This is a genomic window from Streptomyces eurythermus (assembly GCF_014649115.1).
GTDB classification, from domain to species: domain Bacteria; phylum Actinomycetota; class Actinomycetes; order Streptomycetales; family Streptomycetaceae; genus Streptomyces; species Streptomyces eurythermus.
Window position 1 is genome coordinate 293,928 of the sequence record NZ_BMSK01000009.1, and the last position, 13,704, is coordinate 307,631.

The 13,704-nt window shown below is 75.4% G+C and carries 7 protein-coding genes; 5 read left to right on the forward strand and 2 right to left on the reverse strand.

What is annotated here, in order from left to right; all coding sequences use genetic code 11:
- Nucleotides 1–103: 103 nt before the first annotated feature.
- Nucleotides 104–1,330 carry a serine/threonine-protein kinase gene (locus IE251_RS19595; protein ID WP_189754266.1) on the reverse strand — a complete coding sequence of 409 codons (1,227 nt, stop codon included), beginning with the start codon at nucleotides 1,328–1,330 and terminating at the stop codon, nucleotides 104–106.
- A gap of 137 nt (nucleotides 1,331–1,467) precedes the next feature.
- Nucleotides 1,468–3,195: a serine/threonine-protein kinase gene (locus IE251_RS19600; protein WP_189754267.1), complete on the reverse strand. Its 1,728-nt coding sequence runs from the start codon at nucleotides 3,193–3,195 to the stop codon at nucleotides 1,468–1,470.
- A 437-nt stretch (nucleotides 3,196–3,632) separates the two neighbouring features.
- Here IE251_RS19600 and IE251_RS19605 point away from each other — a divergent pair, with 437 nt between their 5' ends.
- The 5 genes from IE251_RS19605 to IE251_RS19625 all read left to right on the forward strand — a co-directional run bounded on the left by IE251_RS19605 (nucleotide 3,633) and on the right by IE251_RS19625 (nucleotide 13,704).
- Nucleotides 3,633–7,340 (forward strand): FtsK/SpoIIIE domain-containing protein, encoded by a 3,708-nt coding sequence (locus tag IE251_RS19605; protein WP_189754268.1) that lies wholly within the window; start codon nucleotides 3,633–3,635, stop codon nucleotides 7,338–7,340.
- 179 nt (nucleotides 7,341–7,519) lie between these two features.
- On the forward strand, nucleotides 7,520–8,899 hold the full coding sequence (locus IE251_RS19610; protein WP_189754269.1) for an ABC transporter substrate-binding protein: 1,380 nt from the start codon (nucleotides 7,520–7,522) through the stop codon (nucleotides 8,897–8,899).
- A gap of 7 nt (nucleotides 8,900–8,906) precedes the next feature.
- Nucleotides 8,907–10,250, forward strand: a complete 1,344-nt coding sequence (locus tag IE251_RS19615) for a carbohydrate ABC transporter permease (RefSeq protein ID WP_229896850.1) — start codon at nucleotides 8,907–8,909, stop codon at nucleotides 10,248–10,250.
- Nucleotides 10,247–11,155, forward strand: coding sequence for a carbohydrate ABC transporter permease (locus IE251_RS19620; RefSeq protein WP_189754270.1), 909 nt, complete (start codon nucleotides 10,247–10,249; stop codon nucleotides 11,153–11,155). The genes IE251_RS19615 and IE251_RS19620 overlap by 4 nt, the downstream gene beginning before the upstream one ends.
- A gap of 347 nt (nucleotides 11,156–11,502) precedes the next feature.
- Complete coding sequence (locus tag IE251_RS19625; RefSeq protein WP_189754271.1) at nucleotides 11,503–13,704, forward strand: bifunctional glycosyltransferase/CDP-glycerol:glycerophosphate glycerophosphotransferase; 2,202 nt, start codon at nucleotides 11,503–11,505, stop codon at nucleotides 13,702–13,704.

Sequence of the window (13,704 nt, forward strand, 5' to 3'; positions counted from 1 at the left end):
CCAGCGTAACGGCTGTGGCAAGCGTCCTCGGCCGGGCCGCGTCCGCCCCGGGTCCCAGGGGCCCGGCGTGCCCGTGCCCGGCCGGCCGCGTCCGCCCCGGGGCTCAGGGCGCCGACGTGCTGTGCGTGTCCTGGGGCGCCTGGTCCTCGCCGTCGGCGGAGGCGAACCACGCGCCGACGCCCACGGCGGCCGCCACCAGCACCCCGGCCACGCCCAGCGTCACCCGGCGGCGCCGCACCGCGGCCCGGTGGCGGGCCGAGCCCGGACGGGGCGCGCCGGCGGCCCGGGGCACGCGGGCGGTCCCGTGGGCGCCGCCGGCCAGCTCGTCCGGCGCGGGCACCCGCATCGAGGTGTGGGTGTCCCGGTTGGAGTCCGGCCGGGCTCCGGGGACCAGGGACACCGCGCCGCGCCGCCGTACCGGCTCGCCCTCCGGGGCGGCGGCCGGCGCGGGCTCCTCGGCCTCGTCCTCGGCGGGCCCGGGCTCGTCCACCTCCAGCGGCGGCAGCCCGGCCAGCGTGGGCAGCTGCTCACGCAGCCGCGCCGCGAGCTCCGAGGCGCGCAGCCGGGAGGCGGGGGCCTTGGCCAGGCACTGCACGAGCAGCTGCCACAGCTCCTCGGGGATGCCGGGCAGCGGTACGACGGTCTCGGTGACGTGCCGGCGCAGCACCGCGCCGGGGTGCCCGCCGCCGAACGGGGTGAAGCCGGCCAGCAGCTCGTACAGGACCGTCGCCAGGGCGTAGATGTCCACGGCGGCGCGCGGCGGCAGGCCCTCCACGATCTCGGGGGCCAGGTAGTCCGGGGTGCCGATGATCTTCGTGGCGCGGGTCCGCTTGGGCGAGTCGATCAGCTTGGCCACGCCGAAGTCGGTGAGCAGCGCGGGGTGGGCGCCGCCCGGTCCGAGCGGGCCCTGCATGTCCAGCAGGACGTTCTCGGGCTTGACGTCCCGGTGGACGACCCCGGCCGCGTGGGCCGCGGCCAGCGCGTCGGCGACGTCGGCGACGATCGCGACGGCCGCCTCGGGGGCGAGCCGCCGCTCCCGCTCCAGCCGGGTGCGCAGGTCGGTGCCGCGGACCAGGTCCATGACCAGGGCCAGGTCGTTGCCGTCGACCACCAGGTCCCGCACGGTGACGATGCGCGGGTGCTCCAGGCCGAGCAGCGCGGTGCGCTCCTGCACGAAGCGTCCGACGAGCTCCTGGTCGGAGGCGAGGTCCTCACGCAGCAGCTTGATGGCGACGGGGCCCTCCGGTCCCTCGCCCAGCCACACCGTCCCGGCGCTTCCCCGCCCCAGGATCTGGTTCGCGGTGTACCGGCTGCCGATCTTCCGTGCCAAGACTGCTCCTACAGACGCGTGTTGTCGTTAAAACTACGCGTCCGGGGAGCCAACCTTCTCCGTGGAGGCGGAAATCACCCGCCAGGTGTCGACAAATCTCCAACCTGACGGCCGGTTCCCGGGGGACGGCCTGACGGTCAGTTCCCGGAGGAGCCGCCCAGGTCGTCGATCCAGCCGCCCACCTTGCCGACCCAGTCGCTCAGCTGGTCCCAGTAGCCCTTGCCGGTGCCGATCCAGTCCTGCAGCGGGGTCAGCTCCCAGATCAGCCAGCTGACGACGATCAGGATGACGATCGTGAACAGACAGCCCTTCAGGCAGCCGAGCCCGGGGATCTTCATCGGGTTGGCGCCGCGCTGCCGCGGCGCCCGGGGCTCGCGCGCGGGGCGCTGCGGCTCGGGCGGGGCGGGCGGCGCGTACCGCTGCGGCTGCTGGGGCTGCGACGGCTGGGGCGTGGAGTACCGGGGCTGCTGGGGCGGGTAGCCGGGGCCCGGTGCCTGCTGCGGGCGCTGCCGGCCGCGCGGCTGGGGCTGCTGCGGGCGGGGCTGGGGTGCCGGGCGCGGCTGCTGCTGGGGCCGGGGGGCGACCTGCCGCTGGGGGCGGCGGCGCAGCGGGTCCTCGTCCGGGTCCAGGTACTGGATCTGCGTCTGCTCGTTGCGGTCGCGGGCGGCGCGCAGCTGGTTCTGCCAGGGGTGCGGCTGCTCGGGCTGCTGCCCCTGCGGGCCGTACTGCCCCTGCTGCCCCTGCTGGTTCGGCGGGACCGGCGGCAGGACGGCCGTGGGATCGGCGGCGCCCGTGTTCGGCAGCACGGCGGTGGGGTCGGCGGCGCCGGCCGGGCCGTCGGTGTGCGGCAGCACGCTGGTCGCGGCGTTCGGGTCGTACGCCCCCGCCGGCGCGTTCGCCGGCAGCACCTGGGTGGGGTCGGCGGCGCCGGGCGCGTCCGGGACGGCGGTCGGGGCCGGGTCGGGGGCGAGGAGCGCGCCGACACCGTCGGCGGCGGCGATCCGCGCGGCGGTCGCGTGCACGCCGACGCCCTCGGCGACGACCCGCAGGGCCCGCGCGAGGTTCTCGGCGCTGGGCCGCTCGTCCGGGTTCTTGCGCAGGCAGCGCTCGATGACCGTCCACAGCGGGTCCGGGACGGTGGAGGGGCGGCGCGGCTCGGCGCTCAGGTGCTGGTGCAGCACCTCCAGGGCGGTGGACCCGGCGAACGGCGGACGGCCGGTGACCAGCTCGTACAGCAGGATGCCGGCGCCGTAGACGTCCACGGCGGAGGTCTGCGGGCGGCCCTCGGCGGACTCCGGGGCGACGTAGGCGGGGGTGCCGACGAACTCGTGGGTACGGGTCAGGCCCGGGGAGTCGGCGAGGCGGGCGATGCCGAAGTCGGTCAGCATCGGGTGCATCTCGCCGCCCTGCTGCATGAGCAGCACGTTGGCGGGCTTCAGGTCGCGGTGGACGACGCCGTCGGCGTGGCTCGCGGCGAGGGCGTCGGCGATCTGCGCGGTCAGCAGGGCCGCGCCGACCGGGGTGAGGGGGCCGTTCTCGCGCAGGTAGCGGTGCAGGTCCGGGCCGTCGACCAGGTCCATGACCAGGGCCAGCAGATCGCCCTCCACGACCAGGTCCCGGACCCGGACGATGTTCGGGTGGGTGAGCCGGAGCAGCACGGAGCGCTCCCGCAGGAAGCGCATCACGATGTCCGGGTCGCTCGCCAGCTCCTCCTTCAGGACCTTGATCGCGACCGTTTCCCCCGGCTGTCCGGGCACGGCGGCCTCGGCGCCCGCCGTCTCGCGCTGGCGGGCACGCCAGACAGTGCCTGTGGCGCCGCGTCCGAGCGGCTCCTCAAGCAGGTACTTGCTGCCGACTGGCCGCACGTCACGCGCTCCCTGCTGGTTGCTGTCGCTTGCTCCCGGTGCGTCCGGTCCCGGTGTCCCGGGGCCCGGTGTCCCGGTGTTCCGCCCCACTGTAGTGCCGTGCTACGGGGCACCACCCACGCGTTCCCGGGCATCCCCGGGGCGTTCGGAGCGGGTCCGACCGGAAGACGCCGGTCGCGGTCCTCCGGTTGCCCGGGACCGGACGTGACCGATCTCAACTGATCGCCGACGGGGTCCGGGTCCGGCACTTTTGGGGGCAGAGCCGACCAATCAAGATCACTTGCCATCGGGTTCCGGGCGCGTTGCCGACGGCAGGTGCGAGGATGCCTCCAGCAGTCCGCCGGGACGGTTCCGGCGGCCGCTGGCCGACGTGCTCGTGTGGGGTGGGGGGAAGTCCGCGCCCGCGCAGACCCGCGCAGAAGGGACCGCTGACGCCGATGCAGATCCGGCTGACCGTCGTAGACCCGCTCGGTCCGCCCCCGCAGCGGGGCCACGCCGTGAGCCGCGACGTGCTGGTCACGGCGCCCGTGGGCACGGAGCTGGGCGCGGTGGCCTCGGCGCTGGCCGGGGCGGTCGCGGGCGAGGGGGGCGCGGGGCGGGAGGCCGGCGCGTCCGTGGTGCTGTACGCGGGCGCGGAGCGGCTCGATCCGCGCCGGAGCACGCTCGGCGAGCCCCCGCTGGTCGACGGCGCCGTGCTGTCCCTGGGCGCGCCGGCGGCGCCCGAGCCGCATCCCGAGCTGGACGCCGCGCCGACGCAGCTGCACGTGGTGGCGGGGCCGGACGCGGGCGGGGTCCATCTGCTGCACGGCGGGCGGATCACCGTGGGCCGCTCCGCCGACGCGGACGTGCCGCTGGACGATCCCGACGTCTCCCGGCTGCACTGCGCGGTCACCGTCGGCGCGGACGGCCGGGTCTCGGTCGTCGACCTCGGTTCCACGAACGGCACGTCCCTGGACGGCACCCGGGTGACGGACCGTCCGGTCCGGGTTCCCGCCGGGGGCCTGCTGCGGATCGGGGAGTCGGCCCTGCGGGTGACCGCGTCGGGCGGTGCGGGGACACGCGTGCGGGCGGTGCCGGACGGGGAGGGCCGCGTACGGGTTGCCGTGGGCGGTGACGGGCCGGGGCCGGGAGCGGGGCCGACGTCGGCCACGGCTTCGGCTTCGGGCGTGGGTCCGGTCTCGGGCTGGGGTTCGGGACCGGTCTCCGGCCCGGGCACGGCCGGGCGCCCGGAGGCACCGGCGCAGGACGGTATCGGCCGGCGTTCCTTCCCCTCCGGGGAGACGCATCACGCCTACGGCTCCTACACCCCCGTCGGCCGGGCTGCCGACGAGGCGGCCCGGGACCGCCGGCGCGGGCAGTCCCCGGTGGTGCCGGGGCAGGCCGGGGCGCCGAGCGTGGAGAGCAGGAGCGCGGGCCTCGGTGTGCCGGGCGCGGTGTCCGGCGGTGCCGCCACCCACGCGGGCCGCTTCGGGGTCGCCGGCGGGCCGGGCGGGACGTCCGGAGCGGCGTACGCCGGGGCGCCTGGAGGGGCGTACGCCGGGGCGCCCGGCGGCGAGGAGCCGCGCCCGGGCGGGCGCAAGAGCACCCCGGTCAGGGGCACGGACGTGCCGCCGGGTGGGTTCCCCAGCCCCGCCGGCGCGACGTACACGCAGTACGGCGACCACCCCGGGCACGCCGACGCGCCGTACGGCGACCACCCCGGGCGGATCGACGTGCCCCAGGGAACCCACCCGGTGCCCGGCGATGCCGGTGAAGGTGAATATGGCGCCCCCTCCCGCCCGGCCGCCGTCCCGCAAGGGGCCCGGCGGCGTGGGTTCGGGGCCTGGGCCCGCCGACTGACCGGTGGCCGTGGGGAGCAGGCGGGCGGTGCGGTGCCGTACGACGCCGTCCCCGGGCCCGCCGCCGACGGGGGCCCGGCCGCCGGTGCCGTACCGCGACCGGACACCTGGCCGGACCCGGCCGCGCTGCTGCTGACGGCGCTCGGTCCGGGGCCCCGGCTGTGGGAGCGCGGGCCGGGCCACCCGGAGGCGCTGACCGTGCGGCTCGGCACGGCCGACCGGAGCGCGCCGGACGGCTCGGGGCTCCTGCCCGCCGTACCGGTGACCGCCGCGCTGCGCGAGGCCGGCGCGCTGGGCCTGGCCGGTCCGCGCCCCCGGCTGTCCGGGCTGGCCCGCGCGGTGCTGGCCCAGCTCGCCGCGCTGCACTCCCCCGACCTGCTGGAGATCGTGCTGATCAGCGCGGACCACTCCCGGCCGGTGGCGGACCGTACGGAGGAGTGGGCCTGGCTGGGCTGGCTCCCGCACGTCCGGCCGGGCCGCGGCCAGGACTGCCGGCTGCTGCTGGCGTACGACCGGGAGCAGGCCGCGGCCCGCATCGAGGAACTGCTGCGCCGGGTGGAGGACCACGCCGGGACGCCGGGCGGACCGACGGGAACGGTGACCGGAACCGCCGCGGCAATGGCCGTACCCGCCGGGACGATCGCCGGCCCGGCGGGGATATCCGCACCCGCGCAGGGCACGCCCGCCCGGATCTCCGGCCTCCCCGACCCCGATCCCTTCGGCACCCCCGGTACCGCCGCCCCTCTCGCGGGCGGCGGCTCCCCGGGGCCGTTCACCGTCGTCGTCGTGGACGGGGACCCCGGCGGTTCCGCCCTGCGGGACGCCCTCGCCCGGCTGGCCGTGGCCGGGCCGCGGGCCGGGATCCACCTGTTGTGTCTCGCCGAGACCGAGCCCGCCTCGCCCGTCTCCCCCGTGGCGCGGACCTACGAGGCCGCCTGCGCGGTGACGCCCGCCTTCCGGCACTGCGGTGCCGTCGCGCTGCTCAGCGGGGACGTCGCCACCGCGCTGCAACTGCTGCGGGTCGGGCCGGGCGGCCCGGTCGGTCCGGGTACGCACGGCACCGTGGACGCCGTCTCCGCCGCCTGGGCGGACCGGTTCGCGCGGGCCCTGGCGCCGCTGCGCCCGGACGGCCCGGACGGCGAGCCGCACGCACGGGTGGCCGTGCCGCTGCCCCGGTCGGCCCGGCTGCTGGACGAGCTGGGACTGGCCCGCGCCACCCCGGCGTCGCTGATGGCGCGCTGGGCGGACGCGGCGGACGACACCGAGTCCCCGGGCGGCCGGGCCCGGGCCGTGCTCGGCGCCGGGCCGCGCGGCCCGGTCACCGTCGACCTGGTGGCGGACGGCCCGCATCTGCTCGTCGAGGGTCCGGCCGGCAGCGGCCGTACCGAGCTGCTGCGGACCGTGGTCGCCTCGCTGGCCGCCGCCGAGCGGCCGGACCGGCTGGCCGTGGCGCTGCTCGACGGCCGGGACGGCGTCGGCACGGGCGCCGGGCGGGGCGAGGGCCTGCGCGTGTGCACGGACATCCCGCATGTGACCACCCACCTGATCGCCAACGACCCGGTTCGGATGCGGGAGTTCGCGCAGTCGCTGAGCGCCGAGCTGAAGCGCCGGGCGGAGCTGCTGGGCCGGACGGACTTCGCCCGGTGGCACGCGGGGCGGGAGGTGTCCGGCCGGATGGTGGCCCAGCGGGGCTCCGCCGTGGGATCGGCCTCCGGTGACATAGAGGCGCCGCCCAGCTCCACGCTGCGGCTGCGGCCGGGCGCGGCGGCCCGGCAGCGCGCGGCTGCCGCGCCGCCGCTGCCCCGGCTGGTGGTGGTCGTGGACGACCTGGACGCCCTGGTCTCCCCGGCGCTCGGCTCGCCGGGCCGGCCCGCCGCGGGCTCGGTGATCAGGGCGCTGGAGGCGGTGGCCCGGGACGGCGACCGGCTCGGGGTGCACCTGGTCGCGGCGGCCGGGTCCGACGGCCGTACGGCCCAGTCCGAGCCGGCCCGCCGGGCGGCCCTGCGGGTCGTCCTGGACGCGCCGCAGCCGGGGCCGGACCAGCCGGCGCCGGGGCGGGGACGGCTGACGTACGCGGACGGGCCGGCCGTGGGCTTCCAGGGCGGCCGGGTGACCGGGCGCATCCCGCGCACCGCGACCCAGCGGCCCACGGTGGTCCCGCTGGACTGGGCGCGCGTGGGCGACCCGCCGGCCCGCCGGCCGGTGCGGGAGCTGGGCAACGGCCCGACCGACCTGGCCCTGCTGGCGAGCGCGGTGGAGCGAGCGGCCCGCGAGGTCGCGGCGACCGTGGTCCCGTCCCTGCTCTAGGCCCTCCTTCCCCGCGAACTCCCCTGCATACGTGCCCGGTTACGAGCCGATCACGATCCGCCGGTGCGGCCCCCGGGTGCTCTTGCCCGGGTGGAGCGGCCCGGCGTACACCGGACCGCACGGGACAGAGTTCTTACGTTCAACGCGCGTTCAACGAAGAACGAACGAACGGGGAAGTGATGCACAGCAAGAGCAGCACGTTCCGGCCCCATCGGGCCGTCACCGCGGTCGCCGCCCTGCTCGCGGGGGCCCTCGCGCTCTCCGCCTGCTCCAGCGGTGACGACGACAAGGAGGGCACCGGGGAGAAGCCCGGCGCGACCACGGGTTCCACCGTCACCCTGCCGAAGCTGGACGGCGCCAGGCTGGAGGTGGCCGCCGTCTGGACCGGTGGCGAGCAGGCCAACTTCAAGAAGGTCCTCGCCGAGTTCGAGAAGCGCACCGGCGCGTCGGTCACCTTCGTGCCCGCGCAGGACCCGATCATCAACTTCCTCGGTTCGAAGATCGCGGGCGGCCAGCCGCCGGACGTCGCGCTGCTCCCGCAGCCCGGTGCCATCAAGCAGGCCGTGCAGAAAGGCTGGGCCAAGCCGCTCAAGGCGGAGGCCCTCAAGGAGCTGGCCGAGAACTACTCCCAGGGCTGGCAGGACATCGGCAAGGTCGACGGCAAGCAGTACGGCGCCTACTACAAGGCCGCCAACAAGTCGCTGATCTGGTACAACGCCCAGGTCTTCGAGAACGCGGGCGCGAAGGAGCCGAAGACCTGGCAGGAGCTGCTGACCGCCTCGCAGGCCGTGTACGACTCCGGGGTCACGCCGTTCTCGGTGGCCGGCGCGGACGGCTGGCCGCTGACCGACTGGTTCGAGAACATCTATCTGTCCCAGGCGGGCCCGGAGAAGTACGACCAGCTGGCCCAGCACAAGATCAAGTGGACCGATCCCTCGGTCAAGCGGGCGCTGACCACCCTCGCCGAGCTGTGGGGGAAGAAGGACTATCTCGCGGGCGGCCAGAAGGGCGCGCTGCAGACGGAGTTCCCGCAGTCGGTCACCCAGACCTTCACCGGCGGCGACCAGCCGAAGTCGGCCATGGTCTACGAGGGCGACTTCGTGCAGGTGAACATCGGCGAGACCAAGTCGAAGGTGGGCACGGACGCGAAGGTGTTCCCCTTCCCGGCGGTCGGCGACAGCGCGCCGGTGGTCTCCGGCGGTGACGCGGCGGTGATCCTGAAGGACTCCAAGGCGGCACAGGCCCTGGTCACCTTCCTCGCCTCCCCGGACGCGGCCGGCATCCAGGCCGGGCTGGGCGGTTACCTCTCCCCTAACAAGAACGTGCCCCTGACGGCGTACCCGAACGAGGTGCAGCGCAAGATCGCCAAGGCGCTGGTCGAGGCCGGTGACGACTTCCGCTTCGACATGTCCGACCAGGCCCCGCAGGCCTTCGGCGGCACGCCCGGCAAGGGCGAGTGGAAGGACCTCCAGGACTTCCTGAGGAACCCGAAGGACGTCGCGGGCGCCCAGGCGAAGCTGGAGCGGGACGCGGCGGCGGCGTACGGGAACGGGGGCTGATCCGGCCATGGCGTCGGCAGCGGCGGCCGGGGCCGCACCGGGCCCCGCCGCGCCCCGCGGTCGCAAGAGCGTGACCGGCACCCGCAAGACCGTGGCAGCGCTGTTCCTGCTGCCCGCGCTGGTGCTGCTCGGCGCGCTCGTGGTCTACCCGATCGGGTACTCGGTCGTCCGGAGTTTCTCGAACGCCTCCGGCGACGGCTTCGCCGGCTTCGACAACTACAAGACGCTGTTCACCGACGACGGCATCCGGACCGCGCTGAAGAACAACGTCATCTGGGTGGTGTTCGCGCCGACGGTCGCCACCGCGCTCGGCCTGGTCTTCGCGGTGCTGACCGAACGGGTGCGCTGGGGAACGGCGTTCAAGCTGGTCGTCTTCATGCCGATGGCGATCTCGATGCTGGCGGCCGGGATCATCTTCCGGCTGGTGTACGACCAGGACCCGGACAAGGGGGTCGCCAACGCGGTCTGGACGGGCGTGCACGACACGTTCGCGCAGTCCTCGGCGTTCCCCAAGGCGCATCCGGGCCGCAAGTCGCCGCTCGTGGCGGACGGCGGGGGCTTCGTCACCAGGGACACCGTGCGCGCCGGCCGGCCGGTCGCCCTGCCGCTGGTGGGCGTGGCCCCCGACCAGCTCCCGGACGGTGTGCGACGGGCCGTCGCGGCGAAGCCGGAGCCGGGCAAGGTCACCGGCACCACCTGGCAGGACTTCACCCGCGGCAAGGGCGTCGGCAGGCTCGGCGCCCCGGACCCGTCCGAGGTGGGGTACGCCGGAATGCGCATCGAGGCGGTGAAGGACGGCGAGGTGGTGGCCTCCGCCGAGGCGTCCGGCGACGGCACGTTCACCCTGCCCGCCGCCGCGGACGGGGCCCGGCTGCGGCTGCCGGCGGACAACTTCCGGGAGCCGTACAACGGCGTCTCCTGGCTCGGCCCGGCGCTGGTCACCCCGGCGATCATCGGGGCGTACGTGTGGATGTGGGCGGGCTTCGCGATGGTGCTGATCGCGGCCGGGCTCGCGGGCGTGCCCCGGGAGCTGCTGGAGGCGGCCCGGGTGGACGGCGCCTCCGAGTGGCAGGTGTTCCGCAAGGTCACCGTGCCGCTGCTGGCGCCGGTGCTGGCGGTCGTCGTCGTCACGCTGATGATCAACGTGCTGAAGGTGTTCGACCTGGTGTTCATCATCGCGCCCGGCTCCTCCCAGGACGACGCGAACGTGCTGGCGCTGGAGCTGTACCGCAAGGGCTTCTCGGAGGGGCAGCCGGGCGTCGCGAGCGCGATCTCGGTGTTCCTGCTGCTGCTGGTGGTCCCGGTGATGCTGTTCAACATCCGTCGGCTCAGGCGGGAGGTGCGGCGATGACGGTGACCGCCGAAGGCGTCCGGAAGACCGACGCGGTCCGGGCGGCTCCCGCCCGGCGGCCGGTCGGTGCCCGGATCGTGGAGAAGCTGGGCGGCGGACTGGTCCGCGTGGTGCTGATCGTGGTGGGCCTGTTCTGGCTGGTGCCGACCATCGGCCTGCTGGTGTCCTCGCTGCGCTCGCCGCAGGACATGAGCGGGAGCGGCTGGTGGACGGTGTTCTCCGAGCCGTCCCGGCTCACCGTGGACAGCTACCAGAAGCTGCTGGAGAACTCCGACATCACGAACTCGCTGCTGAACACCGTGCTGATCACGGTCCCGGCGACGGTCCTGGTCGTGGTGATCGGGGCGCTGGCCGGCTACGCGTTCGCGTGGATGGAGTTCCCGGGCCGGGACTGGTGGTTCCTGGGCGTGGTGAGCCTGCTGGTGGTGCCCGTGCAGGTGGCGCTGATCCCGATCGCCGAACTCTTCGGCGAGATCGGGCTGTTCGGGTCGATCCTCGGGGTGATCCTGTTCCACACCGGGTACGGGCTGCCGTTCGCGGTGTTCCTGCTGCGGAACTTCTTCGCGGAGATCCCGCGCGAGCTGCTGGAGGCGGCCCGCCTGGACGGCGCCGGTGAACTGAGGCTGTTCGCGCGGGTGGTGATGCCGCTGGGCGGACCGGCGATCGCCAGCCTCGGCATCTTCCAGTTCCTGTGGGTGTGGAACGACATGCTGGTCGCGCTGGTGTTCACCAAGTCGGGCACCCAGCCGATCACGGTCGCCCTGCAGACACAGGTACGGCAGTTCGGCAACAACATCGACGTCCTGGCGCCCGGCGCGTTCCTCTCCATGGTGATCCCGCTGGCCGTGTTCTTCGCGTTCCAGCGGCAGTTCGTGTCCGGCGTGATGGCGGGCGCGGTCAAGTAACCGCACGAGAAGGTCACTTCAGGGGGCGGGCCGGTCGCGGCCCGCCCCCTTCGCGTCGGGCCGGTGTCGCCCGAATGCCGTACCCGCCGTAACCAATTCACTCCATCGGCCGTTCCCGGACCACCACACCCGCGCCGAGCGACCCAGGGATGTCCCGTGCCCCGGTTCAGTGTCACCGTGCCGCAACCTCCCGGTTCCTTCCCCGTCACCGGGAGCCGCTGAACGCCGTTGTTCCTCCCGGGAGTTCCCATGCCCCTCGGCTCGACGCGGCCCGCTCCGAGCCGGCCGTCCACCTGGCGTCCGGCGGGACGGCCCGGCCGCGTCCGCACGACGACAGAGAGAACAGAATGCCCCGCTTCAGCATCATCGTCCCGTCCCATGGGGTCGCCGGACGGCTGTCCCAGGCGCTGGACTCGGTCCTCGGCCAGTCCTTCGGCGACCTCCAGCTGATCCCGGTCTGCGACGCCCCCGACGCCCCGGCGGCCGAGGTCGCCGCCGGGTACGCGGAGCGGGACTCCCGGGTGACCGTCGTCCACTCCCCGCCGTCCGCGGGGCTGAGCGGGGCGCGCAACGCCGGGCTGCGGGCGGCGACCGGCGCCTATGTGCTGTTCCTGGACGGGGACGACCTGCTGCTGCCGGGGGCGCTGGCGGTGGTGGACGCCCGGCTGTCCGAGGTCGCCGGGGTGGACGTGCTGTACTGCGAGCACGAGCGTGCCCCCTGGTGGGAGGGCGAGCCGGCGCTCCCGGCCGGGCCGCTGCCGGCGAAGGCCCCGCGCGGCGCCTTCGCCCCCGCCGAGCTGCCCGGGCTGACCGGCGTCCAGCTGCCCGCGTGGAGCGCCGTGTACCGCAGGGCCTTCCTCACCGAGCGGGAACTCTCCTTCCCCGAGGGGCACTTCACCGACCTGGGCTGGGGCGGGCTGGTGACCGTCGCGGCCGGGCGGATCGCGGTGCTGCGCCGGGCCGTCGTACGCCACCGGTCCCGCCGCCAGGGCAGCCGGCTGAATCTGCCCGGCCCGCACCAGCACACCCTGCTGGACCAGGTGGAGCGGGTGCTGGCCCGGGCGGCCGAGGCGGGGCTGCCTCCCGAGCGGACCGGGCCGCTGTTCGACCAGGCGTTCGCGATGGTGCTGAAGACGGCGGCCCGGCCGGAGCGGCTGCCCTCGGGGCACCGGGCGTTCTTCCGCCGCGCGGCCCGGCTCTACCGGCTGCACCGGCCGGCCGGCCACCGGGTGCCGGACGGCAGCCTCGGGGTGCAGCACCGGTTGCTGGCGGCGGGCGCGTACGGCGCGTTCCGCGCCCTGCGCGGCGCCAACCGGGCGGCCGGCGGCGCCGTCGCCCGGCTGCCGCGCCCGCGCCTGGCCCGCACCCGGCTGCGCTACGCCCGCGACCTGCGCCGCCCGCTCGAAACGGACCTCGCCGTGTACTGCGCGTACTGGGGCCGGGGGTACGCCTGCAACCCGGCGGCGATCCACGCCAAGGCCCGGGAGCTGGCCCCGCACATCCGGTCGGTGTTCCTGGTCGAGGCCGGCCAGGAACACACCATGCCGGACGGCGTCGAGTACGCGGTGCTCGGGTCGCGCCGCGCCTGGGAGGTGCTGGCCCGGGCCGCGTACCTGATCAACAACGCCAACTTCGCCGAGGGCGTGGTCAAGCGGCCGGGCAGCGTGCACCTGCAGACCCAGCACGGCACCCCGCTGAAGACGATGGGCGTGGACCAGTCGGTGTACCCGGTGGTGGCGGCCCGGTCCGGCAGCTTCACCAAGCTGCTGGGCCGGGTCGACCGCTGGGACTTCAACCTGTCCTCCAACCGCCACTCCACCCGGATGTGGGAACGCGCCTTCCCGGGCTCCTACGAACAGCTGGAGTACGGCTATCCGCGCAACGACGTCTACTACACGGCGACCGCCCGTGACGTGGCCCGGATCCGCCGTGAGCTGGGCGTCCCGGAGGGCCGGACGGCCGTGCTGTACGCGCCGACCCACCGCGACCACCACTCCGGCTTCGAGCCCGGCCTGGACCTGGAGGCGTTCTGCCGGGCGGCCGGGGAGAACGTCGTCGTGCTGCTGCGCGCCCACTACTTCTACGACCGGGGCGGCCCGCGCGGCTCTGGCCGGATCATCGACGTCACCGCGCACCGCTCGGCGGAGGACGTGTGCCTGGCGGCGGACGCGCTGATCACCGACTACTCGTCCATCATGTTCGACTACGCCAACCTGGACCGGCCGATCGTGATCTACGCCGACGACTGGGAGGTGTACCGGGAGACCCGGGGCGTCTGCTTCGACCTGATGGCCGAGCCGCCGGGCCTGGTCGCCCGGACCCCCGGGGAGCTGGCCGCCGCGTTCCGCGACGGCTCCTACGCCGGTCCCCGGGCCCGGGCGCTGCGGGCCGCGTTCCGGGAGCGGTTCTGCGAGTTCGACGACGGGCGGGCCGCCGAGCGGGTGGTGCGCCGGGTGCTGCTCGGCGAGCCGCCCCAGGCGCTGCCGCCCGTGCTCCCGCTCGCCGAGCGCGTCCCCGCCCCCGCCGCCGCGACCCTCGTGAGGAGCTGA